The sequence below is a fragment of the Bacillus sp. FSL R5-0443 genome (genome assembly GCF_038608285.1).
GTDB classification, from domain to species: Bacteria; Bacillota; Bacilli; order Bacillales; family Bacillaceae; genus Bacillus; species Bacillus velezensis.
On the sequence record NZ_CP152013.1, the window covers coordinates 2,458,110 to 2,483,649 of the forward strand.

Genomic DNA, 25,540 nt, shown 5'->3' on the forward strand with positions numbered 1-25,540 from the left:
ACGTTTTGTAATTTTTGAAGGTTATGTGAAAATTAGAAAGCGTTTTTACCGTGTTCAGCTAAAGCCCGCAGCCTTTTCACCTCATGCGGCGACAATTCTCTTGCGTCTCCTGTGCGCAGGCCTCTTAAATCTAAAAATGCGTATTCTTCACGTTTTAGTTTCAGCACGTCATGACCGATCGCCTCGAACATGCGGCGGACCTGTCTGTTCCGGCCTTCATGAATCGTCAGCTGAATGATGCTCGTCTGCTTTCTTTTGTCCAGGGAAAGCATTTTCGCTCTGGCCGGCGCCGTCTTGCCTTCTTCAAGCTGAATGCCGCGCTCAAGCTTTCTCAGAAGTTCCTTGGAAGGAATCCCCTTCACTTTGGCGACGTACGTCTTATCAATTTCGTATTTCGGATGCATGAGTTTGTTGGCAAACTCGCCGTCATTTGTCAGCAATAAAAGTCCGCTCGTATCATAATCAAGCCTGCCGATCGGATAAATGCGCTGCGGCACTTCTTTGAAAAAGTCGGTCACCACTTTCCGCCCTTTGTCGTCATCAGCTGCTGAGATCACTCCTCTCGGTTTATAAAGCAGAAAGTACACGGGTTCTTCCCGCTCCACCTTTAATCCGTTTACTTCAATCTGATCAGAACCGGTCACTTTTACGCCGAGCTCTGTTATTACTTTTCCATTCACCTTTACTTTTCCTTCTTTTATCAGCTCTTCCGCCTTTCTGCGTGATGCCACGCCGGCATGAGCAATAACTTTTTGCAGTCTTTCCATGTCGTTCACCTCAAGTATAATCTTACTTTTTTCCCCTTGAACAAACAAGCTTTTTCAAGGACGAGTTATTCTGATATATAAAAAGCGCCTGATTTCAGGCGCTTCCAAATAATAACGTAACTATGATGATTGATGCAACCACCCCGATCAAATCAGCAAGAAGACCAACCTTTAAAGCATCCCCCATTTTTTTGATGCCTACCGCCCCGAAATACACCGTCAGGACATACAGCGTCGTGTCAGTCGATCCCTGCATGACCGAGGCCAGTCTGCCGATAAATGAATCAGGCCCGTACACGGCGATCAGATCAGTCGTCATGCCGAGCGCCGCCGTCCCCGAAATCGGGCGGATCAGAGCAAGCGGCACGACTTCTGCGGGAATGCCGAGCGTTGTAAAGAAAGGCTTGCACAGCCCCATGACAAAATCCAGCGCGCCCGAGGCCCGGAATACGGTAATCGCCACCAGCATCCCGACCAAATACGGAATGATGGAAAACGCAATCTCAATTCCTTCTTTTCCGCCTTCAACGAACGATTCATACGTCGGCACTTTTTTGATCGTGCCGTATATCAATATACCGGCGATAATAATCGGAATCATGGCTAAAGACAGCCAATTCACCATTTCCATTCGCTTACCTCCCTTTTCTTTTGCGGCGGTACCAGAAGTAGCGGTCAATGAAAATCGCGCCGATTCCCGAAATTAAAGTCGCTAAGATGGTCGGCCCGACGATATCGGTCGGTGATTTCGCCGAGTAAGCCATGCGCACGGCAATGACGGTTGTCGGTATCAATGTAATACTCGAAGTATTTACCGCCAAAAAGGTAATCATGGAACGGCTGGCCTCAGACTTACCTCCATTCAGCTTTTTCATCTGCTCCATGGCTTTAATGCCGAGCGGTGTCGCCGCATTTCCCAGTCCGAAAAAGTTTGCCATGAGATTTGATAAGATGTATCCCATCGCCGGATGATCAGGGGGAATATCGGGAAACAGCTTAGAAATAAACGGGCGGCACATTCTGCTGAATATATCCAAAAGGCCGGACTGCTCGGCTATTTTCATCAGGCCGAGCCAGAACACGAGAACGCTCATTAATCCGAACGAGATCGTAACCGCTTCTTTCGCTCCTTTAAAAACGGCTTCATTCACATCCTGCAAGGTACCGTTAAACATCGCAAAGACAAGTCCGATTACCGTCAGACATACCCAGATTAAATTGACCATGACGAACCGCCCGCCGCGCTCATAAACAGGCTCGTAAACGTCTCAATGAAATGCTTTTTCGGTTTTTTATGGCGCTCATTTTCATAATAGACGGGGATCCTGGCGATCACTTTCCCATCATGCATAACAGTCATCCGGCCGACGACATCAGGAATGAGAGAGGCGTCCTTTTTCCAGGCTTTTTTCGGTTTTATTAAGGTTGTGCGGATTTTTACATCGTCGATTTCATCCTCTTTTAACAAATATTTGACATCCCGGGCAATAAAAGCGCGCTTTCCGTAAAACGTCTTTTTCAGCTTCGGGATGCCGCCTTTTTTAGCGACGACATAGGTTTTATAGTGCTCAAAGACATAATTAAACATATTCATATGATCATCCCAATCATCCGGATCATTTATGGTGACCGCGATGAGATCCGTTCCGTCTTTTGAGGCCGTCGAGACGAGCGTCCGTTTCGCGATTTTTGTGTAACCTGTTTTTCCGCCTGTGCTGTAACGGTAGAGCCCGGTCAGAAGCTTGTTTTTATTTTTCCATACCCGGTCCATCGTTTCCGCCTTATACACTTTTGTGCCTGAAACGGTCCGGTATTCCTTGATTTTCATCGCGTATTTAGTCAAAAGCGCCATGTCATACGCCGTTGAATATAAATTTTCATGGTCGTCCAGCCCGTGCGGATTTTGAAATTTTGTATTTTCCATCCCGATTTGCTCGGCTTTTTTGTTCATCATAAATACAAAACCGTCAAGGCTTCCGCCGACATATTCCGCTATTGCCGCAGCGGCGTCATTTCCTGACCTTAACATAAGCCCGTATACGAGATCTTTCAGCTTTACTTTTTGTCCCGGCTGAAGATAAATGGCTGAGCCTTCCGTTTTTACGGCATTCGGGGAAACCGTCACGGTCTCTTCCATCTTCCCTGATTCAATCGCCAGCACCGCCGTCATGATTTTCGTAATGCTTGCAATCCGCCGCTTATGATGTTCATCCTTGGCGAATAACACCCTGCCAGATGCTCCGTCGATTATAATCGCGCTTTTTGCGCTGACATGTATTTGGGCATGTGCCGTATTGCCGTCTGTAATGGAAAAAAGAATAACAAAAGTCAAAAGAAATACGGCAGCTTTTTTGAGAAAGCGCATGAATGCTCACGTCCTTGTTGTGGGTTTGTACAAGTTTATGCGCATGTCCATGACTTATGAATACCAATTGCATCACTTTCACATAAAAAAAACTCTCCCAAAAGGAAGAGTTTTTATCTGACTGATGCCATATTTGAGCCTGATGCTTCATATTGCGCCAATTCTTCCCGCATGCGCAGAAATTCACTGCTGAGCGAAAGCAGAAGGCTCCGCAGCGAGTCCGGCACTTGCTGGTAGAATTCAATCGCGCTTTGGCCTGTATAAGCGGCGCGGCTGTTTTCGTACCATGTATCCTTTTTCGGCATGAAAAACTCTTCCACGCACTGATGATATACTTTATACAGTGTTTTTTCCGCTCTCGCCTCATGAAACGGCTCCTGCATTAAAAGCCGCCTGCAGGCTTCCTGGGCGCCTTCGCAAAAGACGGTCATCCTCCTCAGCACACTGAGCACGTCGCGGCAGTATGCCTCATCCGCCTCTCCTTGAGCCCGCATCTCCGGCAAAGTTGTATGATTTAAATAGCTGCTGACCATCGTGACAACCTCGGCTAAAAATTCACCAGTTTCTTCAGTATGGGCCCTCACAATCGAATTTCCCATTTCCGTCCGTTTCCTTCCTCTCTTGTACGTCGTCATTTGCGTCATTCATCAATGGCCTTTCCCTACTATCGTATGATGAAAAACGATTATTATTTAATATCCTCAAAAGTTTGGTTGAAGTTTTCAAAGAATAAATCGGCTTCCTCCTGGAGAACATCTTCCTCCGCATTTTCAGGAAGCGGCGGGAGCTCCTCCAATGTTTTTAAGCCGAATTGTTCAAGAAACACCGGTGTCGTGCCGTATAAAATCGCCCGGCCGGGACCGTCGGCGCGGCCCACCTCACACAGCAGCGCTTTTGACACGAGGCTGTGCAGAATCCGCTCAGACTTCACGCCCCGGATATCTTCAATTTCCGCCCGTGTGATCGGCTGCTTGTACGAAACGATCGCCAGCACTTCCAAAGAAGCCTGTGACAGCCCTTTTGACGGCACTTCGATTAGTTTTTTCAAATAAGGCACGAATTCTTTTTTCGTTCCAAGCATATACGTATCCGCATATTCGGTAAGCTCGATGCCTCTGTCGTCTTCCTTGTACTGAGCGGCCACTTCTTCCATGATTCCGGCCAGTTCCGCTTCTTCTATTTCAAGCACCGTCACCAATTGCTTTTTGGTCAGCCCTTCATCCCCCGCCGCATACAGCAGGGCTTCCACAATCGCTTTCCAATTCACGATATCAAGCGCCATGAATGGATTCACTCCCCATAATGTATATATCTGAAAAGTTTTCTTCCTGTTCAATGATAATCTGCTGATTTTTCATCAGTTCCAGGACTGCTAAAAACGTCACGACGAGATGGTCCTTTTGCCGAGAAGGAAAAAGCTCCGTGAAGTTTATTCTTCTCCCCGCCGTTTTTAAGCTTTTTACGATTTCGTTCATTCTGTCTTCGATCGGTATTTCCTGTCTTGTAATGGTCGTTTCTTTCGGCCGCGTGATTTTTTTACGCTGAAGCACCTTTTGAAACGCGCCGATCATGTCATAAACGGTCACCGACAGCTTCTGCTCCGTCTGTTTGATTTCTTTTGCATACTCACTTAAATCACTCGGCGGCTTTGTAAATGACTTTTGTCTTTCTTCTTCCCGCTCTTTTAAATCCTTCGCAGCGGTTTTATACTTTCTATACTCAATCAGCTTTTCAATCAGCTCGTCCCGAGGGTCTTCTTCTTCAAGCATTTCGTCTTCAAACAGCTCTTCCTCTTGTTTCGGAAGCAGCATTCTGCTTTTAATGCTGAGAAGCGTCGCCGCCATGACCAGATATTCACTGGCGACATCAAGTTCAAGCTCTTGCATTGTATGTACATATAATAAATATTGTTCAGTAATGGTTGCCACGGGTATGTCGTATATGTCGATTTCAAGACGGTTAATCAGATGAAGCAGCAGGTCCAATGGGCCTTCAAACGTATCAATTTTCACTTGATATTCTACCATTATCTCACCATTTTCAATATCACTCTCATTGCCGGAAAAACTGGCTACCCTTTAGTATAATCCACCGAAATGCTCTCGTCCAATACTTTTATACACGTCATCCGTTATTTAGAAAATACTGAAAAAGAAGATATACGCCTATACCTTTAAAGGCGGATGCACATATGATAGCCGTGTAAACTTGAAACAAAGGGAGGCTGATTTCACATGAGCGGAGCTTGTTTCGGCGGAGGTTTTGCATTAATTGTCGTTCTGTTTATTTTGCTCGTTGTCGTAGGAGCATCTTACATCTGCTAGTTCCTCAGGCTTCAGACACCAAGCCGCTCTTTTTTCCTTTTCATAGCGCTGTGGTACACTGGTTTTAGCATAAAAGGAGGAAGCGGCTTGTATCCTAAAGCTTATATCGGCTTTTTGGCCGAATTTCACGCATCAAGAGATTATTTTGAGTGTCATGAACTGTTAGAGGAATATTGGAAAGAAAGCCCGGCTGAAAAGCGGAGCGTTCATTGGGTCGGCCTGATTCAGCTTGCCGTCGCTCTGTATCACCAGCGCAGGGGAAATGAAGCCGGGGCGAAACGGCTGATTGCCAACAGCTTACGTATTCTCCGGTCTGAAAAGCAGGCGGTCTGTTCTCTCGGTCTCAGCCACCCGAAGCTGATTGAGCTGATAGAAACGCTGTCAGACGATATAGAAGCGGGCCTGCCTTATAAAAGTGTTATGCTGCCGATTACAGATGAAGCCCTGAAAGAAGCATGTCTTGCCGAATGCCGCCGAAAGGGCTATACATGGGGGCAAGACGGCGTATCAGATACCTTTCTTATTCATAAACACCGCCTGCGGGACAGGACGGATGTCATTAAGGAACGCGAACGGGAAATTGAGAGAAGAAAAAAAAGCAGAGGCTGACGGTCAGCCCTGCTTTTTCTATATCAAAACAGCTCCCGAAACCGTGAAGATTCCGGGAGCATTTGTCAGTTATTATATGAGATATCCTGATCTTTTTGATGTTGACAGCGTTCAAAAAAGCTTTGCGTTAATTCATTCGGAACGAGTGCCTCCGTTTTGAACAGACGTTTTAAGGCGTCCATCATTTGCTTTCCGATTCCTTGATGGCGGTGAGAAGGATTCACGCTGATATGCCGGATTTCAACTTCTGAGTCCTTTTTTTCGACTCCGATCGCTCCGACGATATCTTCATCCTCTTTCCAAAGAAAGAGCTGGCGGCCAGTATCCGTTTCATAGTCCTTTATTGTCTGCTGAAGCTGCTTGAGATCTTTTTCATTCGGCATAAATGACAGAAGACCCATCGCAATCTTTTCAAACGATTTTTTATAACGAATTAACATAAAAACCCCTCTATATCCAAAATGTCCATTCATGTCCTATCAAACGGATACATAAAGGCGATCCGTTTCCTCACATTATATCATTTTCGCCGCTGTTTTAAACGCTTTTCAACAAATTATTCAAATGAACGGTTTAAATTTGCCATTTCAATGGCAGATACTGCGCAATCCGCTCCCTTATTTCCGGCTTTTGTTCCGGCTCGTTCGATGGCCTGCTCAATGGTTTCAGTCGTCACGATGCCGAAGATAACCGGGACGCCCGTCGCCGTTCCCGCCTGGGCAATGCCCTTTGCCGCTTCATTGCAGACATAGTCATAATGCGTTGTCGCTCCTCTGATAACCGTGCCGAGCGTAATGACGGCATCGTATTTTTTCGTTTCCGCCATTTTCTTTGCCGCAAACGGGATTTCAAACGCTCCCGGCACCCAAGCGACGTCAATGTCGTTTGATTCTACACCGTGGCGAAGCAACGTGTCTTCCGCTCCGCTTAACAGCTTGCTCGTTATAAATTCATTAAATCTGCCGACGACGATTCCGATTTTAAGTCCTGTTCCTACTAGGTTTCCTTGTATGATATTCATATGTTATCCATCCTTTTTTGTGAGATTAGTTTTTAGAAATGAAGCAGATGTCCAAGTTTTTTCATTTTGGTCTGTAAATATTGCTTGTTATGCTCACTCGCTTCCATTTGAAGCGGCACCCGTTCTGAAATGCTGAGACCGTATCCTTCGAGGCCGGCGATTTTCCGGGGGTTATTGGTTAAAAGTTTCATATGCTGAACCCCTAAGTCGCGGAGAATCTGGGCGCCGATGCCGTAGTTGCGCAGATCAGGCAGAAAGCCGAGCGCTTCGTTCGCTTCAACCGTGTCATACCCTTGTTCCTGCAATCGGTACGCCTTCAGCTTATTGATTAAACCGATCCCTCTGCCTTCCTGGCGCAAATACAATAGAACGCCGCGGCCTTCTTCAGCAATTTGCGCAAGCGCGGCATGAAGCTGAGGTCCGCAATCACAGCGATGGGATGCAAACACATCGCCCGTCAGGCATTCTGAGTGCACTCTGACAAGAACGGGTTCGCTGTTAAACGGGACATCCCCCATGACAAAGGCGAGGTGTTCTTTTCCGTCAACCTCGTTTGTATATCCGTAAACTCTAAACGTGCCGAAGTCAGTCGGCAGCGTAATATCAACTTCTCTGTTCACAAGGGTCGTAATGTTGTAACGGTACTCTATTAAGTCTTTTATCGTAATCATTTTCAGCTGGTGGCGTTCGGCGATTTCGGCTAACTCCGGCACTCTGGCCATTGTGCCGTCTTCATTCATAATTTCACAAATGACGCCCGCTCCCTGAGATCCGCAGGCTTTTGCAAGGTCAACGGCTGCTTCCGTATGGCCGGCCCGCTTCAGGACGCCTCCTTTTTTTGCGATTAAGGGGAAAATGTGGCCCGGACGCTGAAAATCGTCAGACACAGATTCTTCGTTCAACAGCGCCTGAATGGTAAAGGAACGTTCCTGCGCGCTGATGCCCGTTTTTGTCAGCCTGTGGTCAATACTGACCGTAAACGCGGTCTCATGTGAGTCCGTATTATGATCGACCATCGGGTGAAGATCCAGCCGGCCGGCGATGTCTTCAGACAGCGGCGTGCAGATCAGGCCTCTCCCATGGGTCGCCATAAAATTCACCACTTCCGGCGTGGCATGCTCAGCCAGCGCTACGAAGTCTCCTTCGTTTTCTCTGTCTTCATCATCGACAACAATGATGACTTCACCTTTTTTCAGCGCCTCTAACGCCTCTTCTATCGGATGAAACATATCGATCTTCCTTTCTAAAAGCCGTTCTCGCTTAAAAAGGCTTCCGTGATAGTTTGATTGCTTTTCGTTTGTTCTGTTTTGTGCAGAAAGCGGTATAAGTATTTGCCGATCATGTCACACTCAATATTTACGGTCGATCCGACTGTTTTCGTCTGAAAAATCGTTTCTGAGATGGTATGCGGAATGATGGATACCGTCACGCTTTCGTCTGATAAACCGAAAATCGTCAGGCTCACGCCGTCTACCGTAATTGAACCTTTCAATACGAGCGTTTTTGTCAATTCCGGCGAAAGTTTTAAATCGTAATAGACCGCGTTGCTTTTTTTCTCGATCCGCGTAATTTCCGCCGTTCCGTCCACGTGCCCTGATACAAAGTGGCCGCCGAACCGTCCGTTGGCGGACATCGCTCTTTCCAGGTTTACTTTACTGCCTTTTGACAAGCCGTTCAGCGAAGTGGCTTTCACTGTTTCCGGCATGACATCAACCGTAAATTGATTGTCAGAAAATCCGGTTACGGTCAGGCAGATGCCGTTTACCGCAATGCTGTCGCCAAGCTTCACATCACTTGTCACTTTTGAAGCGGCGATGGTTAATGCCATGGAAAGGCCTGTCTTTTTGATTGCTTGGATCGTGCCTGTTTCTTCAACGATTCCTGTAAACATCGTCACCATCCTTTCCATCTTTAGGTATGGCCGTCAGTTTTATATCCGGCCCGATTTGGGTGATTTGTGTGAAATGTAAATGGGGGACATCTTTCATTGATTGAAAACCTTCACCGGAGATCAAGCTGGGAGCAAGCGTTCCTCCGATTAATTTAGGGGCGAAATAGAAATGAAGCTCTTGGAAACAGCCTTCCTTGACAAAACTTCCGTGTACGGATGCTCCGCCTTCCACATAAACGGACATTATGCCGTTTTCAGCGAGAATACTGAGCACCTCAGGGACGTGAATGCGGTCTGTTTCCAGCGGAATAACTTTTATTCCGAGTGCGGTCAGCCGGTCTTTCTTTTGCACGTCTGCACCTTTGGCCGTAAATATCCATGTCGGCGCAGCGCCGTCAGTGAGCACATTTGCCGTTTCAGGAATGGTCAGCTTTGTATCGAGAATCACTCTGACCGGCTGCTTCACCGCATCAGGAAGCCTGCAGGTCAGGCTCGGATTATCAGCTTTGACTGTGCCTGCTCCGACAAGAATGCTTTGATGCGATTTCCTGTATTGCTGGGCATCAAGCCTTGCTGCCTCTGATGTAATCCATTTGCTGTCACCGGTTTCAGTCGCTGTTTTCCCGTCAAGGCTCGCGGCCGCTTTCAAGGTGACATACGGAAGTCCGGTCCGCATGAAGTGAAGAAACATTTTATTCAGCTCTTCTGCCTGCTGCCTGAGAAGTCCGGTTTTCACTTCGATGCCCGCTGCTTCCAGCATTCCGATGCCTTTTCCGGCTACAAGCGGATTCGGATCTTTCACAGCAATGAACACCCTTTTTATCCCCGACTTTATTATCAGTTCGGCGCATGGCGGTGTTTTTCCGTAATGGCTGCAAGGCTCCAGCGTCACATACAAATCGGCGCCTTTTGCGTGTCTGCCGGCCATATGAAACGCGTGAACCTCGGCATGCGCTTCTCCGTATTGCAAATGGGCGCCCATTCCGACGATCTGTCCGTTTTTGACGACGACAGCGCCGACAAGAGGATTGGACTGTGTCTGTCCTTCACCGCGTCTGGCAAGTTCTATTGCCGTATTCATATAATATTCTTCCATCGTTATCCCTCCCTTCTTCCACGCAATTTGGCGTCAAAAAAGCCCCGAATGTTTACACAGTTCGGGGCTTTGCCAGTTTTAATCCATAGGAAATAAGACTATACAGTAAGTTTATTTTTTGCATAGCTTCTCTCATCCTTCTCCCATCCAGACTTTCACTGTCGGCTTCAGCTTTTCACTGAATCCACCGTATACAGATGCATACGGGTCACGGGCTGTAAAGCGCAAAACGCCTTATTACCGCCGGTCGGGATTTTCACCCAGCCCCGAAGGATACAATCAATATTTTTTTGTCCTTATCCGCTATTATAACATCCTTTGCGGCAGGCGCAATGAATTTGCACCTAATTATTCAGAAAAATAAAAAGCGCCCTTTTCCCATAAAAGGCGCCTTTATTTATTCGTTCACTTTGACGACCTTCAATAAGCCGTCAATCCGGTTTGATTTGCTGAAATACGCTTTAATCTTATCTCCCTTTTTCACATCGGAGAGATCCTGCTTCAGCTTGTCGCCGTTAAAAATAATTTTTGTGCCGTTTTCTGCCGTACCGTGGTACTCAGTTCCTTCGATTTTCGTAATTTTATATGTTTTGACTGTATATTCTTCTTTTTCCTGGGACAGGGTTTGTCCGATTGCAGTCGGCACGTCTTTCAGTTCAATATCGTTTATGACCATATAACCGCCCGCTAATAACAGCAGCAGTACAAGTAAAATGGCTGCTTTTGTTTTAATTCTTCCCATTTTTCTACCTCCAGCCCGTATCAATCTATTCATTACTATGTCATATTCCTTTTGTTCATGAATAGAAAACCGTTCTTCCCTGCGTGAGTTATTCATATAACGTTTCATAAAGGGAAGATGTTTCATGTATCTGTAAAACTTTCTATCTATTAAATAGATATACGAATTTATGTTCTGTTTTTGAGGGTGGAAAGATAAATTTATATAAAAAAGCAGTTTTCCTCATGAAGAAAACTGCCTGTACGGTTTATTTCGTCTTGCGAATTTCATTAAACGGGAAGAAGACGAATTTTGATGTGCCCGCTATTTGTTTTTTCGTAAAAAGACCGAGGCCGTTGCGGCTGTCCATAGATTCTCTGCGGTTATCACCCATGACGAAATATTTGTCGTCCGGCACCTTCACCGGGCCGAAGTCTTCTGTCAGCCGGTCATAGCCGTCTTGTTTCGCCTTGTGCTTGTTTGCCGCTAAATACGGTTCGGACACTTTTTTGCCGTTGATGTACAGCTGATCGTTTTTCATTTGCACCGTGTCGCCGGGAAGTCCGATAATCCGCTTGACATAGTGCTCGTTTTCTCCGTTCAGCACGACGATCTGGCCGCGTTTGAAGTCGCTTATGTATTTGACCGTCATATTGACAAAGATTCTCTCGCGGTCATGCAGCGTCGGATCCATTGATCTTCCATCAACGAGATAAGGGGCAAATAAAAAGTTTCGGATGAGCAGTGCCAGAACGACAGCGATGATAATGGCTTTCGCCCAATCAAGTACGGCGCTTTTTTTAGAAGTTTTTTCTTTTTCTGATTTCAAGTGATTTCCTCCCATTAGCCATGGTCGTTTTTATTTTACCATGAATCCCTGCACAGAGGGCAAATAAGCCCCGTACCTCATCCATTTTTTTCATTTTATAAGCCGGATCTGCTGATTTTACGGTATTTCACGAAGCTTCCGATCCGCCAAATGCACAAATACACAAAAGCAAGTTCCATCGTTAAAACGGCGAATTCCGCCGCGTCAATGTTTTTGAAATATTGGCTGAGCACGATACGGATCGCAATAATCGCGATAATGACATATTTAAAGTTTTTATTCCGCTTGGAGTAGACAAAGCCGTCTTCCCGGATTTCATAGGCGGTTTGCGACAGCATGATGACGCCGAATACCGCGCCTAACAGTCCGGCGATGGCGAGCTCCCAAAGAGCGGGAAAATGAAACGGCTTTCCCGGGATATTCATGAGCTGGCTGATGCTGAATGTAAAAATGACGGCGATAATCAAAAGCGGGAGAATGATGCCGAAGCCGCCGCCTTTAATCGGCCTGTTCCCCTTTTTCACCCTGAACCAAATTATAAGTGCGAGAATGATAATGACAAATAAAACGGTTGCCAATTGAACCAACGTTTCTACCTCTTTTCATTGTTGTAATCGGTCTTTATCACTATACCAGAGGAACTACTATCATTCATATATGTATTTTTTCATGATTTACACATGAGAATTTTCATATACATAAAAAAACCCGCCTGAAAAAGGCGGGTTTTCCGTCATTATCCTTCTACACGGATTTCTTTCATTTTGTCTCCGTTAGACATGTTTTTCGCATGCTCTAAACCGCTTGTCACTTTTCCGAATACAGTATGAACGCCGTTTAAATGCGGCTGCGGCTCATGTACGATGAAGAATTGGCTTGAACCCGTGTCTTTACCGGCATGCGCCATTGATAAAGAACCGGCTTCGTGTTTATGCGGATTGCCTTCTGTTTCACATTTGATCGTTTTTCCGCTTCCGCCCATGCCTGTCCCAGTCGGATCTCCGCCTTGGCTGACAAAGCCCGGGATCACGCGGTGGAAAATAACGCCGTCATAAAAGCCCGTATTCGCCAGGTTTTCAAAGTTAGCGACTGTATTAGGCGCTTCATTCGGATAAAGTTCAAATTCGATTCTGCTGCCGTTTTCCATTTCGATATAACCAGTTTTCATTCTCATTCCTACTTCCGTATTGTTTTTTGTCAAAGCCTTCTTCAATATGAATTTCAATTGTAAGCCGGCTTTCTTTTTGATATTCTTTTGAAGGAAGAGGCCTCTGCTCTTCTTTTCGCGGCTATTATACCATACCTTCAGCCGGAAAACGAATCTCCCCGCTTCCGCAGAAAGAAAATGAAACCAGAACAGCTTCACAGCCGTCTATGTATCGGAACTGCTTCACGCAGGCCCTCACAAACCGCTTTAAAACGGCATTTGTGAAAAGAAGGAGGTTAACCGCTTTGAAAAAAATGTGGATTGGATTGCTGGCGGCGGCCGTTGTATTGTGCACAATACCGAAAATCAGCCTGGCCGATGCCGCAGTCGGAGATGTCATCGTCACACTGGGGGCGGATCTGTCAAACGAAAACCGTCAGAAAGTGCTTGACGAATTAAATGTCCCTGATAACGCGACAAAAGTGACGGTCACGAATAAAGAAGAACATGAATATCTGGGAAAATATATATCGAATGCCCAAATCGGCACAAGAGCCATCTCTTCATCATCCATCACGGTGGCAAAGAAAGGGTCCGGGCTTGACGTTAAGACCCATAATATCGATTCCATCACGGATGAAATGTACTTGAACGCCCTGATGACAGCAGGAGTGAAAGATGCGAAAGTATACGTGACGGCGCCGTTTGAGGTATCAGGCACCGCAGCATTAACAGGAATCATCAAGGCATATGAAGTCTCATCAGACAAAGCGATTTCAGAAGATGTAAAACAGGTCGCCAACCAAGAGCTTGTCACCACTTCAAATCTCGGGGATAAAATCGGGGATAAAAACGCCTCCGCGCTCATCGCAAACATTAAAGATGATTTCGCGAAAAACGGTGTGCCCGATACAAAAGAAGGAATCGAGAAAAAGGTCGATGATGCGGCTTCAAACCTTAACATTACACTGACTGACGCTCAAAAAGACCAGCTCGTTTCATTGTTTAATAAAATGAAAAACGCCAAGATTGATTGGGGCCAAGTCGGCAGTCAGCTTGACAAGGCAAAAGACAAAATCACGAAGTTCATTCAATCCGATGAAGGCAAAAGCTTTGTTCAAAAAGTCATTGATTTCTTCGCTTCGATTTGGAATGCGATCGTGTCTGTATTTACAGGAGACAGCGGATCAAGTTCTAACAGCTGAATGCAAAAAGAGACCGGACGCCATTGTTCCGGTCTCTTTTTTATTTATTGTTTGACCCCCGTCTTAAACGGCAGATCCAGTTTTACAATGTCTTCATAAGTTTCCCTTCTAATGACAAGATGCGCTTCGCCGTCTTCCACAAAAACGACGGCGGGACGCGGAATGCGGTTGTAGTTGTTAGCCATGCTGTATCCGTATGCTCCCGTGCAGAAAACGGCGAGAAGATCGCCTTCTTTCACTTCCGGAAGATCTATATCCCAAATGAGCATATCACCGCTTTCACAGCACTTACCCGCAATGGATACCGTTTTATCGTGGTGTTCTCCGATTCTGTTTGCCGATACGGCTTCATATTTCGCCTGATACAGCGCAGGACGGATATTATCGCTCATGCCCCCGTCAACCGCTGCATATTTACGGGTGCCGGGCACTTCTTTTTGCGAACCGATGGTATAAAGCGTCGTTCCGGCGTCTCCGACGAGCGAGCGTCCCGGTTCAATCCAGATCTCCGGAATGTCAAAAGCGTGCAGCGCTGCGTTTTCTTTTACCGCTTCGATAATTTTTTCCACATAAACGGCGGGATGAAGGGGTTCATCCTCCTCCGTGTAGCGGATGCCAAAGCCGCCCCCTAAATTCAGCACTTCAGAGACAAAGCCGAATGATTCTCTCCATTCATTCAGTTTTGCGAAGATTTTTTCTGCGGCCAGCACAAAGCCCGCCGTATCAAAAATTTGCGATCCGATGTGGCAGTGAACGCCGAGAAGGCGGATATGGTCTGACTGTAATACTTGTTCAATCGCCTTTTCTATTTGCCCGTTATGCAGATCAAAACCGAATTTGGAATCTTCCTGTCCCGTTGTAATATAATCATGCGTATGCGCCTCTACCCCCGGAGTGATCCGCAGAAGCACATCCATTGTGCGCCCTGATTTGCGGCACAGTTCCGCAAGTAAGGATATTTCATAAAAATTATCAACGACGATGCAGCCGATTTGATGATCGAGCGCCATTTTCAACTCTTCTTCGCTTTTGTTATTTCCGTGAAAATGAATCCTGTCAGCCGGAAAACCAGCCGCAACCGCCGTAAACAGCTCTCCGCCGGATACAACGTCCAGTGAGAGCCCCTCCTGCTCAGCGAGCTGTATCATCGCAACAGAAGAAAACGCCTTGCTCGCGTACGCGACCTGCGCCTTTAAATCCGCGTCAATGAATGCCTGTTTAAAGCTTTTAGCGCGCTCACGTATTAAAGCCACATCGTAAACATAAAGAGGCGTGCCGTAATGCTCCGCTAAATACAGCGCGTCCACACCTCCGATTTCCAAATGACCTAGTTTGTTTTGTCTGCTTGTGCCATGTAAGAACAATGCTCATTCCCTCTTTCTGATCCGCATATGGGTGAAAAGGACAGCTTCTTTTGAGCTGTCCTTATACAAGTCCCGTATAAGTTAAGACATACAATATCATAATCTTCTGTCGGTTTCAATGCGATTATGAACCGCTTGGCTGTCTTTGACGGTCTTTCGGGTGAACAATGCTCGGTCTGACTTTGGCTCCCGGCACTGTCGTCCGGACGAGCACCTGCCACAGCGCCTTGCCGTTAAACGGTAAAAACGGCCATAAATACGGCGTGTGAAACGAGCGGATATTCGCCATTATGATCAGCAGCAATGTAAAACCTATCACAAAGCCTTTCACTTGGAAAATGGCCACGAGCACCATTAAGATGAGGCGTATCATTTTATTGGCGAGGCTGAGCTCATAGCTCGGTGTGGTAAATGATCCGATGGCGGCGATCGATACGTACAGAATCACTTCTGCTGAAAACAGCCCCACCGCTATGGCGATTTGACCGATCAGCACCGCCGCAATCAGACCCATGGCGGTGGATAAAGCGGTCGGCGTATGGATCGCGGCCATCCTGAGAAACTCAATCCCCAAATCGGCCAAAAAGATTTGCAGAATGATCGGGATGTGCGTATTTTTATTTAAACCGATAAAATCCAATCTTTCAGGCAGAAGAGACGGTTCGAGAACAAAGAGGAACCAAATCGGAAGCAGAACGGTTGAAGCAATAATACCGAAAAACCTGATCCATCTTAAAAATGTGCCCACTGAAGGCGCCTGCCTGTATTCTTCCGCATGCTGAACATGGTGAAATATCGTTGTCGGCGTTATGATCACGCTCGGTGACGTATCGACGACGATGATGACGTGCCCTTCCAAAATGTGATTGGCTGCCACATCCGGCCGCTCTGTGTATCTGACCATCGGAAACGGATTGTAGCCTTGTTTGACGATGAATTCCTCCACCGTTTTATCAGCCATCGTCAATCCGTCAATGTCAATCGCATTCACTTCGTTTTCGACGATGCTGACAAGGTCCGGGTCCGCGATGTCTTCTATATACACAATCGCAAGATCGGTCTTAGAGCGCTCGCCGACTTTCGTAATTTTGACGCGGAGCCTTTCGTCCCTGATTCGTCTTCTGATCAATGCTGTATTAATGACGATATTTTCGATAAAACCGTCTCTTGCACCGCGGACGACCTTTTCCGTATCCGGTTCTTCAGGTGTGCGTCCGGGATAACTTCTGACGTCAACGATAAAGGCGAAGCCCGCGTCTTCAACGATAACCGCCACAAGTCCGGAAAGCACTTGATCCGTTGCTTCGTCGAGCGTTTTGACTTTTTGAACCTGCTGATTGACAAGCCTGTTTTCAACAACGTCAATCGCTTCATCCGCATTCTCGTCATAATTATTGACGTCGACGAGCTGTTCCATTAAATGAATGATAAACAAAGTATCGGTTAATCCGTTGACAAAGTAAATCTGGACTTCCCGGTCTAATACTCGAACTTTGCGGACGCCGACATCATAGCTCGTTCCCATACCGACGCGGTCTTTAAAAAATTGTTCATTTTTTCTAGGATCCCGGTACACCTTGATCATGTTTTCCGGTTTTTCCGGCATGGCTTTCGCTCCTTTCTAAAATGAATTCGACCGCCTTCATCGTGATCGGCGAGCCTTTGGATATGTCATCTTTTCTTCCCATCTTACCTATGTCGCCGATGCCCACAATGAGGGGAACGTCCAATTTATCCAGACAATACACCGTATCTCCGTTCATTCTGTGCTCGTCCATTTCTCTCATTCCGGTTTTATCGACGCCAAACTCCGTCACTTCTCCATCACGGTCAATGGAGACATCGACTTTCGTCCATTCAGCCTGATGGGTCTTAGAAGCGACCGCAATCACCCCCAGCACTTCAATGTCCTGATGTGAGGCGACATATTTCAGCGCCGTTTCGCCCGGCCCTTCCCCTTGCAGGCCTGAATCGTCAAACATGACAAACACCGGGTCATTCGGCGCGGCTTTAATCAGCTGAACAAGTTCGGGGCCGCTTCTTGTTGACGGATTGCCCTTTGATTGGGAAATACACCGTCCGCCTGCTTTTTCCGCGGCGTATTCAATTGTTTTTGCGGCGTATACGTCCCCGTCTGTCACAAGAATGACCTTCCGTTTCGTCATCAGGCATTATCCTTTCGGTTTAAAAATAACGGCTACAAGAAATGCGAATAAAATCGCTGAAGATATACCGGCGGAAGTAAGTTCAAAAATCCCCATGGCGATCCCGATAAATCCATGCTCGTGAGCTTGATGCATGGCGCCGTGCAATAAGCTGTGACCGAAGCTGACGATGGGAACCGTCGCGCCCGCGCCTGCGAATTCGATAAATTTATCATAAATTCCGAACCCATCTAACAAGGCGCCGATGACGACAAAAGTTGTCATCACATGGGCGGGTGTCAGTTTAAAAATGTCAAGCAGCAGCTGACCGATAATGCATATGATTCCCCCGCAAACAAAAGCCAACAGATATTCCATTTATGATGCACCTCCCGCCCGCTCAAATACCACACCGTGCGCGATGGTCGGAATGGTTTCCTTCTGCTGGATCATTGTCGGACTCAAAAGCGCTCCTGTCGCGACAACGAGTACCCTGTTTAGAGTCCCCGCTTTTAATTGATTAAAAATATGTGTGTACGTAACAAGCGCGGAGCAGGCGCAGCCGCTTCCGCCCGCAAACACCTGCTGGTCCGGCGTATAGATGAGAAGACCGCAGTCATCGTGTTTCGTTCCCACGGGATAGCCTTCTTCTTTGAGCAAATCTTTCACGATCGGCGAGCCGACGCCTGAAAGGTCTCCCGTTAAAATCAGATCATAATCATCCGCCGTGCGGTTTAAGTCCTGCAGGTGCTGTTTGATTGTGTCGGCGGCAGCGGGCGCCATGGCGGATCCCATATCGAACGGATCTGTTATTCCGAGGTCGCTTACTTTTCCCACTGTTGCGCTTGTAATCTTGATGTCAGAAGGGTTTTGGCTGATGATGACCGCCCCGCCCCCCGTGACCGTTGAAGTGGCGGTATCCGGTTTTTGCCCGCCATACTCCGTCGGATTGCGGAATTGCCGTTCTGCCGTCGCGTTATGGCTGCTCGTGGCTGCGATCGCCCGGTTCGCAAAACCGCCGTCAATGAGCGCGGATGCGACGGCAATCGTTTCCATTGATGTCGAACAGGCGCCGAACAGACAGAGGAACGGAATTTTCAGATGTCTGGCGACGTAGTTGGCGGTCACATTTTGATTTAAAAGATCCCCCGCGAGTAACAAATCAATATCGCTCTTTTTCAAATTCTGTTTTTGCAAAGCGGAGTTGATGGCATCTTCCATTAACTGACGTTCCGCCATTTCCCAGTTTTTCTGATTGCAATGCATTTCATCGTATGTCTTATCAAACAGCGAACCGAGCGGGCCGTCTTTTTCTTTCGGTCCGGCTGCCGTCCCCGCCGCATTTACAAATAACGGGTTTTCAAACACCCAGGTTTGCTTTCCGGTCAATTTCATTTTTTCTCCTCCTACGAAAACAGTTTTTCACAAGCAAACCGTATCAGGCCTACGATATAGGCTGCCACGACGCCGAATACAATGACGTTTCCCGCCAATTTAAACATGTTTGTCGCTACCCCGAGCACGAGTCCTTCACTTCTGTGTTCGAGAGCGGCGCTTGTCATACTGTTTGCAAAACCCGTCACCGGCACGGCTGAACCCGCTCCGGCAAACTGCCCAAGTCTGTCATAAATGCCGAATCCGGTCAAAAGGGCGGAAATTAAAATAAGAGTGGCGGCCGTCGGGTTGCCCGCTGTTTTTTCATTAAAATTAAAAAAGTGGATGTAAAAGTCTTGAAGAGCCTGCCCGATCAGACAGATCAAACCGCCGATCAGAAAGGCTTTGACGCAATTCCAAACATATGGCGGTTTCGGCTGATAGTCTTTCACTTTTGTTTTGTAATTTTCTTTTAAGTTTGTCATGTCGGTTCCTCCTTATGAATGATGGATAAAATACAGCCAATGAAATAAAGAGCCGGCTATTTTGCCGAACACAATAGCCATCAGCAATATGATGATTTTGCTGCCGAAGCCGATCCGTTTGGCAAGAATGGGAAGCACATTCAGCACTTCTGTAAGCGCGGCGGCCAGCATGCCGACAAACATGCCGGCCAAAAGCCCGACCGGAACGGCCAGCCATTCAGATAAAAAAAAATGATTCATATTTAAGGTTTCCCAGCCGCCGAACACAGCTCCTGAAATAACAGCTCCTTCGTAGGCCTGTACAAAGCGCATTGTTTTTGTCAGCTGCATAAGGCGGGGGACGATTCCCATAACGGTTAAAAAAGCCACAAAGCCCGCTCCCACGGTCAGCCCTCCGCCAAGCCCGACAAACATAACGAAAAGAATGCTAACGATCATGCAGATCTTTCATCGTCTCTTCATTTTCGTGCATTGCGACATAATGATCGAGATCAAGCTGATAATTAAACATCTCGACTTCCAGCGGGCTTGGCTCTTCATTCAGGCGTTTTTTGAAGATGTGATTAAAAAAGACGATCATACCGAGACCGAGGCCGATGCTGTACGGAATCTGAAGCAGATACGGGTATTCATTCCGTTCGCCCGTTATGATTTCATATAAGGCGATATGAACTTCTCTCATACTGACATCTTCATGAAAATTCATAATGGCAAGACATGAACCGATAAAAAGCAGGAGCCAGACACCGACGAACAAAACGGCTGACAGCTGCTTTTTTTGGTAATGGATTTCCACTATCGTTACAGCGCCGCCGACGGTCTGTACATCAAGCGCGGGAAAAGCGGTATGAATGGTTTTCAGCACTTTTATAATGTCAAGCACGACGATATTTTTGTCTTTTTTCGTGACCTTATACAGCGGCAGTGCCGACAGTTTTTTTTTCAGCTTTTGCTGTCCCGCGATCTGCGCGGCGTCGCCGATTGTGATGATATCTCCGGTATGAGCCTTCACGCGGTGGCGAAGTCTGAGAAATATTCGTCTTTCCATCTTGCATCACCATCTTTCGGGTGGTTATATATGTAGTATGCGGTTCACTTTTGTTCTCATTCATCAGCGGCAAAAGACCATAAATTACCACCGATGCACAAATAAAAAAAGCCGGCCCGTAAAAGGTCAGCTTTCCGTATGATCCATCTGCACTTTAATCTGCTTTAATATTTTTTTCTCCAGCCTCGATACCTGGACTTGGGAAATCCCGAGCCGTTCGGCTACTTCCGACTGTGTCTGATCTTTATAATATCTCAGATAGACAATGAGTTTTTCCCGTTCTTCCAAATCACTGATCGCTTCCTTGAGAGCGATTTTGTCAAACCACTTCTCTTCTGAATGATCGGCGATCTGATCAAGCAGGGTGATCGGGTCTCCGTCATTTTCATACACGGTCTCATGAATGGATGAAGGCGCCCGCACCGCTTCCTGCGCAAGCACCACATCCTCCGCATCAATTTCTAAATGATCCGCGATTTCCTGGACGGTCGGCACTCTTCCGTATGTTTTTGACAGTTCATCTTTCGCCCGGCGTATTTTATTGCCGAGCTCTTTTAAAGACCTTGATACTTTGACGGTTCCGTCATCGCGGATGAAGCGCTGGATTTCTCCGATAATCATCGGCACGGCATAAGTTGAAAAACGGACATCATAGGACAAATCGAATTTATCAACGGATTTTAACAATCCGATACAGCCGATCTGAAACAGATCGTCCGGCTCATAGCCTCTGTTTAAGAACCTTTGAACGACGGACCACACAAGACGCATGTTTTTTTCTATGAGGAGGTCTCTTGCCTGCTGGTCGCCCTCTTGGCTCTTTTTGATTAATTCTTTGACTTCATGGTCCTTGAGCTGCGCGTTTTTGCTGTTTTTCTTAACCTCCACATCCATAACAAATCTCCTTAATTACAAAGCGCTTTGCTTTTTGATAGGTGTTTTGTTAAGCGTATCGTCGTTCCCATCTCCGGCGAGGAGTCAATCGTGACATCATCCATGAAGTTTTCCATAATGGTAAAGCCCATTCCGGAGCGCTCAAGCTCGGGTTTTGTCGTAAAGAGCGGCTGGCGCGCTTCCTCAAGATCCGTGATCCCGAGACCTTCATCACGTATGGTCAGATAGACGACATGATCCTCCAGCGTAACGGAGATGTACACCTTTCCGTCGCAGTTTTCTTCATAGCCGTGGATGATTGCGTTTGTTACCGCTTCTGATACGACGGTCTTGATTTCCGTCAGCTCATCCATCGTCGGGTCGAGCTGTGCGATAAAAGAAGCAACTGTTACGCGCGCAAACGATTCGTTCTGACTGAGGGCTGAAAATTCAAGATGCATCTCGTTTTTCATGATGCCACCCCCAACGTTAAAAGCGCTTTTTGTTCTGATTGTTCGAACCTGATGATTTTAAACAGGCCGGACATGTCAAACAGACGCCTCACCGCGGGTGAAATCGCGCACACGACCATTTCTCCGCCGAGCTGTTTAATTTGTTTATAACGCCCTAAAATCACGCCGAGGCCGGAGCTGTCCATGAAGGTAAGATCTTCAAGGTTCAGCACGATGTGACGGATGCCGTCAGCCTCCAGCGATTCAGTAACCTTTTGTTTTAATGATTCTGCCGTATGATGGTCGAGTTCACCTGTTAATCGAATACAAAGCACGGATTCTTTGACATGAAAGTCAATTCCAAGGCTCATGCTCATTCCTCCTTGATATGATCGGATAATGAGTGTTTCGATTTTCGGGAAAGCAATTCCTTCACTATGACAAAACTAGTGCCCGTTCGCCACGATTATTTAAATTTTGTCCAATCTCCCATCGTGCGCTTCAGAAAAGTGAGAAAACCCGCTTTTTCCATGTCGTCTTTTGCCGTGACCGGGCTTTCAACGAGCACCTTTCCGTCTTTTTTCAGAACGAGGCTGCCGAGCACCTCTCCTTTTTTAACCGGAGCCGTTACATTGCCGTTGATTTTCACTTCTTTTTTTACTTTGTCCATGTTCTCTCCCTTTTTGGCCAGAAGAGAAATCGGCTCAGACGTGGTCAGCTTGATCAGTTTCTTTTTTCCTTTTATCACTTTTACCGTTCCGACGATTTGATCCCGTTTGTACAGCGGGTGTGTTTTGAACTGGCTGAAGGCGTAATCAAGCATTTTGGTCACTTGGGCATTTCTTTCTTTCGGAGTGCTGGCTCCGAAAACGACAGCAATGACCCTCATATTTCCTTTTTTAGCGGTGGCGGTTAAACAATACTTTGCTTCGCCTGTAAAGCCCGTCTTCACGCCGTCTACACCCGGATAAAATTTGATCAGCCGGTTTGTATTGACGAGCCAGAACTTTTTGTCTGTATTTTCTCTTAAATAATCCTCATACGTTCCCGTAAATTGAGTGATTTTATCATACTTTAATAATTCCTTCGCCATTTTCGCCATGTCATAAGCAGAGCTGTAATGGTCTTTTTCAGGCAGTCCCGTCGGGTTTTTGAAGGAGGTATCTTTCAATCCCAATTCTTTTGCTTTTTTGTTCATCCGGCTGACGAAATCCTCTTCTGAACCGGCAATATACTCCGCCATTGCGACAGATGCGTCATTTCCGGAAGCTATCGCAATTCCTTTGAGCATTTCTTTTACCGTCATTTCTTCTCCGGGTTCAAGGAAAATCTGTGATCCGCCCATGGACGCGGCATGTTCACTCGTCCTGACTTTATCGCCCATCTTTATTTTCCCTTTGTCAAGCGCTTCCATGATTAAAAGCATGGTCATGATTTTTGTCATGCTTGCCGGCGCCAGACGCTCCCGGCTGTTCTTGTTATAAAGAATGCTTCCCGTATCGCGTTCAATCAGCACGGCGCTTTTGGCTTCATGAGCGAGCTCCGATGTATGTTTTCCGTCCGGCTTTGCAAAAGCGGACGGTGCTGATGCCGTTAATAAAATGCCAATCAACAAAGTGGATATAAGACGTTTCATCTCCAAAGCCCTCCATTTCATAATCCTTTTTATTTTTTCCAAATCCGGTGGTTTTATACGCCTCATCTGGAAAATGTTTCGTGTTGAGGGCACAAAAAAACAGCTGCTTCCGAAGAAACAGCTGACTTATGCTGACTTATTTTTGAGATCGTGCGACTACGGCTTTTACAAGCTTCAAAAAGCCGCCTTTTACTTTTTCCGTCATTTCCATTACTTCTTCATGGGATAACGGCTGGTCAAGAATACCTGCCGCCGCGTTGGAAATGCATGAGATGCCGAGCACGCGCATCCCCGCGTGGTTGGCGACGATGACTTCCGGCACGGTCGACATGCCGACAGCGTCAGAACCCATCGTTCTTAAAAACCGAACCTCAGCAGGCGTTTCGTAAGACGGCCCCGTAACAGCTGTATACACTCCTTTTTGAACAGGAATGCCTAGCTCATCGGCCGTTTTTTCAGCCAAGCCTGACAGCTCTTTGTCATAGGCTTCTGACATGTCCGGGAATCTCGGTCCGAATTCAGCTTCGTTCGGCCCGATTAACGGGTTGGTGCCCGTAAAGTTGATGTGGTCTGTAATAATCATCAGATCGCCGGCGCGGAATTCAGTGTTGATACCGCCGGCTGCATTCGTCACGACGAGAGATTCAACGCCGAGCGCCTTCATCACGCGGACGGGAAATGTGACCTGATCCATTGAGTAGCCTTCATAGTAATGAAAGCGGCCCTGCATCGCGATGACCTGCACACCTTCAAGCGTTCCCATCACAAGCTGGCCGGCATGGCCTTCTACCGTTGAGACCGGAAAATCAGGGATCGTTTCATATGTAAGCTTGACAGCTCCTTCAATTTCATCGGCCAATACGCCGAGCCCTGACCCTAAAATCAGACCGATCTTTGGTGTTTCTTTCACGTGTTCTTTAATAAATGCAGCAGCACGTTCGATCTTTTGTTTCAAAAAAAGTCCCCCTACTGTAATCTTGATAAAAAGCTTTTTCCGTATTTCGGCTTTTCCGTTTTGAAATTATCCGCAATGGTTGCGCCGATATCGGCAAATGTATCCGCAAGCGGCAGCTGTTCAGTGTGTTTGTGCTTTTTGCTGTACACAAGAAGCGGCACATACTCCCGCGTGTGATCCGTGCCGTGATGGACAGGATCATTGCCGTGATCCGCAGTGATGATAAGCAGATCGTCTTCTTTCATTTTCTCAAACACTTCCGGAAGCCTCGCGTCGAATTCCTCGAGCGCTTTTCCGTACCCTTCTGGATCGCGGCGGTGTCCATACAGCGCGTCAAAATCAACGAGGTTGGCAAAGCTCAGGCCCGTGAACTCTTCACCGAGCGTTTCAATCACTTTGTCCATGCCATCCATATTAGATACCGTGCGGCGGGAAGATGTAATGCCTTCTCCGTCATAAATATCAGAAATTTTGCCGATGGAAATGACGTCTAATCCGCTGTCTTTCATTCCGTTCATTACCGTGCGGCCGAACGGTTTGAGCGCATAATCATGACGGTTCGGCGTGCGTTTGAAGCTGCCCGGTTCTCCGACGAACGGTCTTGCGATAATCCGGCCGACCATGTATTTCGGATCAAGCGTCAGTTCTCTGGCCGTTTCACAGATGCTGTACAGTTCGTCAAGCGGAACGACATCTTCGTGAGCCGCAATCTGCAGTACGGAATCTGCTGATGTATAAACGATCAGCGCACCCGTTTCCATATGTTCTTTTCCGAGCTCGTCCAGAATCGCCGTGCCTGAAGCCGGCTTATTTCCGATGATTTTCCGTCCTGAACGCCGCTCAAGTTCCTGAAGAAGTTCATCCGGAAATCCTTCCGGGAACACTTTAAACGGTTTTTCAATGTAGAGGCCCATAATCTCCCAGTGCCCCGTCATCGTATCTTTCCCGTTTGACGCCTCCTGCATTTTTCCGTAGTACGCAAGAGGGTGCTCCGTTTTTTCCACGCCCTTAATGTCTCCGATCAGTCCGAGACCGAGCTGCGCCAAATGGGGCATATGTAAGCCGTTCATGTGCTCTGCGATGTGTCCGAGCGTATTTGCGCCTATATCATTAAAATCGGCGGCGTCCGGCGCTTCACCGATTCCGACAGAATCCATTACGATCAAAAATACCCGGTTATATTTGTATTCAGACATCATAAAAGCCTCCTTTTCTTCCATCTGTCCATTGTAGC

General features: G+C 47.0%; 33 protein-coding genes and 1 riboswitch. Of the genes, 3 read left to right on the forward strand and 30 right to left on the reverse strand.

Translation table 11 applies throughout. The features are described 5' to 3' along the window. Positions 1-32: 32 nt before the first annotated feature. The 7 genes from rluB to NYE28_RS12315 all read right to left on the reverse strand — a co-directional run bounded on the left by rluB (position 33) and on the right by NYE28_RS12315 (position 5,159). On the reverse strand, positions 33-767 hold the full coding sequence (rluB, locus tag NYE28_RS12285; protein ID WP_007612296.1) for a 23S rRNA pseudouridine(2605) synthase RluB: 735 nt from the start codon (positions 765-767) through the stop codon (positions 33-35). A 94-nt stretch (positions 768-861) separates the two neighbouring features. Next, positions 862-1,398, reverse strand: coding sequence for a spore maturation protein (locus NYE28_RS12290; protein WP_033574735.1), 537 nt, complete (start codon positions 1,396-1,398; stop codon positions 862-864). A 4-nt stretch (positions 1,399-1,402) separates the two neighbouring features. Continuing rightward, complete coding sequence (locus NYE28_RS12295) at positions 1,403-1,993, reverse strand: nucleoside recognition domain-containing protein (RefSeq protein ID WP_003153385.1); 591 nt, start codon at positions 1,991-1,993, stop codon at positions 1,403-1,405. Further along, positions 1,981-3,132, reverse strand: coding sequence for a D-alanyl-D-alanine carboxypeptidase family protein (locus tag NYE28_RS12300; RefSeq protein ID WP_342490081.1), 1,152 nt, complete (start codon positions 3,130-3,132; stop codon positions 1,981-1,983). Before NYE28_RS12300 ends, NYE28_RS12295 begins: the two co-directional genes overlap by 13 nt. Positions 3,133-3,245: 113 nt before the next feature. After that, entirely contained in the window at positions 3,246-3,731 is a 486-nt protein-coding gene (locus NYE28_RS12305; RefSeq protein ID WP_015240120.1) for a DUF3907 family protein, read from the reverse strand. Positions 3,732-3,820: 89 nt separating this feature from the next. Further along, the gene (gene scpB, locus NYE28_RS12310) at positions 3,821-4,414 is read right to left on the reverse strand and encodes an SMC-Scp complex subunit ScpB (RefSeq protein ID WP_007409428.1); all 594 of its coding nucleotides are present in this window, start codon (positions 4,412-4,414) and stop codon (positions 3,821-3,823) included. After that, positions 4,404-5,159 (reverse strand): segregation/condensation protein A, encoded by a 756-nt coding sequence (locus NYE28_RS12315; protein ID WP_060674357.1) that lies wholly within the window; start codon positions 5,157-5,159, stop codon positions 4,404-4,406. The genes scpB and NYE28_RS12315 overlap by 11 nt, the downstream gene beginning before the upstream one ends. Before the next feature lie 207 nt (positions 5,160-5,366). Between NYE28_RS12315 and NYE28_RS12320 the strand changes: the two genes are divergently transcribed. After that, complete coding sequence (locus NYE28_RS12320) at positions 5,367-5,456, forward strand: YjcZ family sporulation protein (protein WP_003153376.1); 90 nt, start codon at positions 5,367-5,369, stop codon at positions 5,454-5,456. 87 nt (positions 5,457-5,543) lie between these two features. After that, positions 5,544-6,065 (forward strand): DUF309 domain-containing protein, encoded by a 522-nt coding sequence (locus NYE28_RS12325; RefSeq protein ID WP_064107547.1) that lies wholly within the window; start codon positions 5,544-5,546, stop codon positions 6,063-6,065. A 65-nt stretch (positions 6,066-6,130) separates the two neighbouring features. On the opposite strand, the gene ribT is transcribed toward NYE28_RS12325, so the two are convergent. The 9 genes from ribT to NYE28_RS12370 all read right to left on the reverse strand — a co-directional run bounded on the left by ribT (position 6,131) and on the right by NYE28_RS12370 (position 12,791). Continuing rightward, complete coding sequence (gene ribT, locus NYE28_RS12330) at positions 6,131-6,505, reverse strand: GNAT family N-acetyltransferase RibT (protein WP_003153373.1); 375 nt, start codon at positions 6,503-6,505, stop codon at positions 6,131-6,133. 116 nt (positions 6,506-6,621) lie between these two features. Further along, complete coding sequence (gene ribE / locus NYE28_RS12335; protein ID WP_003153372.1) at positions 6,622-7,086, reverse strand: 6,7-dimethyl-8-ribityllumazine synthase; 465 nt, start codon at positions 7,084-7,086, stop codon at positions 6,622-6,624. 32 nt (positions 7,087-7,118) lie between these two features. Further along, positions 7,119-8,315: a bifunctional 3,4-dihydroxy-2-butanone-4-phosphate synthase/GTP cyclohydrolase II gene (locus NYE28_RS12340; RefSeq protein ID WP_003153371.1), complete on the reverse strand. Its 1,197-nt coding sequence runs from the start codon at positions 8,313-8,315 to the stop codon at positions 7,119-7,121. 14 nt (positions 8,316-8,329) lie between these two features. Beyond that, positions 8,330-8,977, reverse strand: a complete 648-nt coding sequence (gene ribE / locus NYE28_RS12345; RefSeq protein ID WP_007409425.1) for a riboflavin synthase — start codon at positions 8,975-8,977, stop codon at positions 8,330-8,332. Continuing rightward, positions 8,958-10,073, reverse strand: a complete 1,116-nt coding sequence (gene ribD, locus NYE28_RS12350; protein WP_094031816.1) for a bifunctional diaminohydroxyphosphoribosylaminopyrimidine deaminase/5-amino-6-(5-phosphoribosylamino)uracil reductase RibD — start codon at positions 10,071-10,073, stop codon at positions 8,958-8,960. The genes ribE (NYE28_RS12345) and ribD overlap by 20 nt, the downstream gene beginning before the upstream one ends. A 131-nt stretch (positions 10,074-10,204) precedes the next feature. Next, a riboswitch (FMN riboswitch) is annotated at positions 10,205-10,351 on the reverse strand. 119 nt (positions 10,352-10,470) lie between these two features. Further along, entirely contained in the window at positions 10,471-10,815 is a 345-nt protein-coding gene (locus NYE28_RS12355; protein WP_007409423.1) for a hypothetical protein, read from the reverse strand. A gap of 247 nt (positions 10,816-11,062) precedes the next feature. Continuing rightward, on the reverse strand, positions 11,063-11,638 hold the full coding sequence (gene lepB, locus NYE28_RS12360; RefSeq protein WP_032861567.1) for a signal peptidase I: 576 nt from the start codon (positions 11,636-11,638) through the stop codon (positions 11,063-11,065). A gap of 80 nt (positions 11,639-11,718) precedes the next feature. Continuing rightward, positions 11,719-12,210 carry a CcdC protein domain-containing protein gene (locus NYE28_RS12365; protein WP_015240128.1) on the reverse strand — a complete coding sequence of 164 codons (492 nt, stop codon included), beginning with the start codon at positions 12,208-12,210 and terminating at the stop codon, positions 11,719-11,721. A gap of 149 nt (positions 12,211-12,359) precedes the next feature. Then, on the reverse strand, positions 12,360-12,791 hold the full coding sequence (locus NYE28_RS12370) for a peptidylprolyl isomerase (protein ID WP_003153363.1): 432 nt from the start codon (positions 12,789-12,791) through the stop codon (positions 12,360-12,362). Between the two features lie 284 nt (positions 12,792-13,075). On the opposite strand from NYE28_RS12370, the gene NYE28_RS12375 reads away from it, so the two are divergent. Then, entirely contained in the window at positions 13,076-13,975 is a 900-nt protein-coding gene (locus NYE28_RS12375) for a DUF1002 domain-containing protein (protein WP_014418285.1), read from the forward strand. 44 nt (positions 13,976-14,019) lie between these two features. On the opposite strand, the gene lysA is transcribed toward NYE28_RS12375, so the two are convergent. From lysA to deoB, 14 genes are all read right to left on the reverse strand, one after another. After that, positions 14,020-15,339, reverse strand: coding sequence for a diaminopimelate decarboxylase (gene lysA, locus NYE28_RS12380; RefSeq protein WP_012117893.1), 1,320 nt, complete (start codon positions 15,337-15,339; stop codon positions 14,020-14,022). A gap of 124 nt (positions 15,340-15,463) precedes the next feature. Then, the gene (locus NYE28_RS12385; protein ID WP_007409417.1) at positions 15,464-16,945 is read right to left on the reverse strand and encodes a spore germination protein; all 1,482 of its coding nucleotides are present in this window, start codon (positions 16,943-16,945) and stop codon (positions 15,464-15,466) included. Continuing rightward, entirely contained in the window at positions 16,899-17,507 is a 609-nt protein-coding gene (locus NYE28_RS12390; protein ID WP_025284950.1) for a stage V sporulation protein AE, read from the reverse strand. Before NYE28_RS12390 ends, NYE28_RS12385 begins: the two co-directional genes overlap by 47 nt. Positions 17,508-17,510: 3 nt before the next feature. Next, positions 17,511-17,861 (reverse strand): stage V sporulation protein AE, encoded by a 351-nt coding sequence (spoVAE, locus tag NYE28_RS12395; protein ID WP_007409415.1) that lies wholly within the window; start codon positions 17,859-17,861, stop codon positions 17,511-17,513. Continuing rightward, complete coding sequence (spoVAD, locus tag NYE28_RS12400) at positions 17,862-18,878, reverse strand: stage V sporulation protein AD (RefSeq protein WP_015240132.1); 1,017 nt, start codon at positions 18,876-18,878, stop codon at positions 17,862-17,864. It abuts the gene before it with no gap. Positions 18,879-18,889: 11 nt separating this feature from the next. Beyond that, positions 18,890-19,342, reverse strand: coding sequence for a stage V sporulation protein AC (spoVAC, locus tag NYE28_RS12405; protein ID WP_003153353.1), 453 nt, complete (start codon positions 19,340-19,342; stop codon positions 18,890-18,892). Positions 19,343-19,354: 12 nt separating this feature from the next. Continuing rightward, positions 19,355-19,780 carry a stage V sporulation protein AB gene (locus NYE28_RS12410; protein WP_014418289.1) on the reverse strand — a complete coding sequence of 142 codons (426 nt, stop codon included), beginning with the start codon at positions 19,778-19,780 and terminating at the stop codon, positions 19,355-19,357. Then, the gene (locus tag NYE28_RS12415; protein ID WP_342490082.1) at positions 19,770-20,390 is read right to left on the reverse strand and encodes a stage V sporulation protein AA; all 621 of its coding nucleotides are present in this window, start codon (positions 20,388-20,390) and stop codon (positions 19,770-19,772) included. Before NYE28_RS12415 ends, NYE28_RS12410 begins: the two co-directional genes overlap by 11 nt. A gap of 126 nt (positions 20,391-20,516) precedes the next feature. After that, entirely contained in the window at positions 20,517-21,284 is a 768-nt protein-coding gene (gene sigF, locus NYE28_RS12420) for an RNA polymerase sporulation sigma factor SigF (RefSeq protein ID WP_003153348.1), read from the reverse strand. An 11-nt stretch (positions 21,285-21,295) separates the two neighbouring features. Continuing rightward, positions 21,296-21,736, reverse strand: coding sequence for an anti-sigma F factor (spoIIAB, locus tag NYE28_RS12425; RefSeq protein ID WP_003153347.1), 441 nt, complete (start codon positions 21,734-21,736; stop codon positions 21,296-21,298). Continuing rightward, positions 21,733-22,086: an anti-sigma F factor antagonist gene (gene spoIIAA, locus NYE28_RS12430; RefSeq protein ID WP_007409411.1), complete on the reverse strand. Its 354-nt coding sequence runs from the start codon at positions 22,084-22,086 to the stop codon at positions 21,733-21,735. The genes spoIIAB and spoIIAA overlap by 4 nt, the downstream gene beginning before the upstream one ends. 95 nt (positions 22,087-22,181) lie before the next feature. Further along, positions 22,182-23,351, reverse strand: coding sequence for a D-alanyl-D-alanine carboxypeptidase family protein (locus NYE28_RS12435; protein ID WP_094031818.1), 1,170 nt, complete (start codon positions 23,349-23,351; stop codon positions 22,182-22,184). Between the two features lie 136 nt (positions 23,352-23,487). After that, the gene (locus tag NYE28_RS12440) at positions 23,488-24,306 is read right to left on the reverse strand and encodes a purine-nucleoside phosphorylase (RefSeq protein WP_007409407.1); all 819 of its coding nucleotides are present in this window, start codon (positions 24,304-24,306) and stop codon (positions 23,488-23,490) included. Positions 24,307-24,317: 11 nt separating this feature from the next. Then, positions 24,318-25,502, reverse strand: coding sequence for a phosphopentomutase (gene deoB, locus NYE28_RS12445; RefSeq protein ID WP_025284951.1), 1,185 nt, complete (start codon positions 25,500-25,502; stop codon positions 24,318-24,320). Positions 25,503-25,540 lie beyond the last annotated feature (38 nt).

Bases quoted from the DNA above. Each gene is read 5' to 3' on its own strand.
- rluB (WP_007612296.1), bottom strand. From the start codon at position 767: ATGGAAAGACTGCAAAAAGTTATTGCTCATGCCGGCGTGGCATCACGC.
- NYE28_RS12290 (WP_033574735.1), bottom strand. From the start codon at position 1,398: ATGGAAATGGTGAATTGGCTGTCTTTAGCCATGATTCCGATTATTATC.
- NYE28_RS12295 (WP_003153385.1), bottom strand. From the start codon at position 1,993: ATGGTCAATTTAATCTGGGTATGTCTGACGGTAATCGGACTTGTCTTT.
- NYE28_RS12300 (WP_342490081.1), bottom strand. From the start codon at position 3,132: ATGCGCTTTCTCAAAAAAGCTGCCGTATTTCTTTTGACTTTTGTTATT.
- NYE28_RS12305 (WP_015240120.1), bottom strand. From the start codon at position 3,731: ATGGGAAATTCGATTGTGAGGGCCCATACTGAAGAAACTGGTGAATTT.
- scpB (WP_007409428.1), bottom strand. From the start codon at position 4,414: ATGGCGCTTGATATCGTGAATTGGAAAGCGATTGTGGAAGCCCTGCTG.
- NYE28_RS12315 (WP_060674357.1), bottom strand. From the start codon at position 5,159: ATGGTAGAATATCAAGTGAAAATTGATACGTTTGAAGGCCCATTGGAC.
- NYE28_RS12320 (WP_003153376.1), top strand. From the start codon at position 5,367: ATGAGCGGAGCTTGTTTCGGCGGAGGTTTTGCATTAATTGTCGTTCTG.
- ribT (WP_003153373.1), bottom strand. From the start codon at position 6,505: ATGTTAATTCGTTATAAAAAATCGTTTGAAAAGATTGCGATGGGTCTT.
- ribE (WP_003153372.1), bottom strand. From the start codon at position 7,086: ATGAATATCATACAAGGAAACCTAGTAGGAACAGGACTTAAAATCGGA.
- NYE28_RS12340 (WP_003153371.1), bottom strand. From the start codon at position 8,315: ATGTTTCATCCGATAGAAGAGGCGTTAGAGGCGCTGAAAAAAGGTGAA.
- ribE (WP_007409425.1), bottom strand. From the start codon at position 8,977: ATGTTTACAGGAATCGTTGAAGAAACAGGCACGATCCAAGCAATCAAA.
- ribD (WP_094031816.1), bottom strand. From the start codon at position 10,073: ATGGAAGAATATTATATGAATACGGCAATAGAACTTGCCAGACGCGGT.
- NYE28_RS12355 (WP_007409423.1), bottom strand. From the start codon at position 10,815: ATGGGAAGAATTAAAACAAAAGCAGCCATTTTACTTGTACTGCTGCTG.
- lepB (WP_032861567.1), bottom strand. From the start codon at position 11,638: ATGGGAGGAAATCACTTGAAATCAGAAAAAGAAAAAACTTCTAAAAAA.
- NYE28_RS12370 (WP_003153363.1), bottom strand. From the start codon at position 12,791: ATGAAAACTGGTTATATCGAAATGGAAAACGGCAGCAGAATCGAATTT.
- NYE28_RS12385 (WP_007409417.1), bottom strand. From the start codon at position 16,945: ATGCCGGAAAAACCGGAAAACATGATCAAGGTGTACCGGGATCCTAGA.
- spoVAE (WP_007409415.1), bottom strand. From the start codon at position 17,861: ATGGAATATCTGTTGGCTTTTGTTTGCGGGGGAATCATATGCATTATC.
- spoVAD (WP_015240132.1), bottom strand. From the start codon at position 18,878: ATGAAATTGACCGGAAAGCAAACCTGGGTGTTTGAAAACCCGTTATTT.
- spoVAC (WP_003153353.1), bottom strand. From the start codon at position 19,342: ATGACAAACTTAAAAGAAAATTACAAAACAAAAGTGAAAGACTATCAG.
- NYE28_RS12410 (WP_014418289.1), bottom strand. From the start codon at position 19,780: ATGATCGTTAGCATTCTTTTCGTTATGTTTGTCGGGCTTGGCGGAGGG.
- NYE28_RS12415 (WP_342490082.1), bottom strand. From the start codon at position 20,390: ATGGAAAGACGAATATTTCTCAGACTTCGCCACCGCGTGAAGGCTCAT.
- sigF (WP_003153348.1), bottom strand. From the start codon at position 21,284: ATGGATGTGGAGGTTAAGAAAAACAGCAAAAACGCGCAGCTCAAGGAC.
- spoIIAB (WP_003153347.1), bottom strand. From the start codon at position 21,736: ATGAAAAACGAGATGCATCTTGAATTTTCAGCCCTCAGTCAGAACGAA.
- spoIIAA (WP_007409411.1), bottom strand. From the start codon at position 22,086: ATGAGCCTTGGAATTGACTTTCATGTCAAAGAATCCGTGCTTTGTATT.
- NYE28_RS12435 (WP_094031818.1), bottom strand. From the start codon at position 23,351: ATGAAACGTCTTATATCCACTTTGTTGATTGGCATTTTATTAACGGCA.
- deoB (WP_025284951.1), bottom strand. From the start codon at position 25,502: ATGTCTGAATACAAATATAACCGGGTATTTTTGATCGTAATGGATTCT.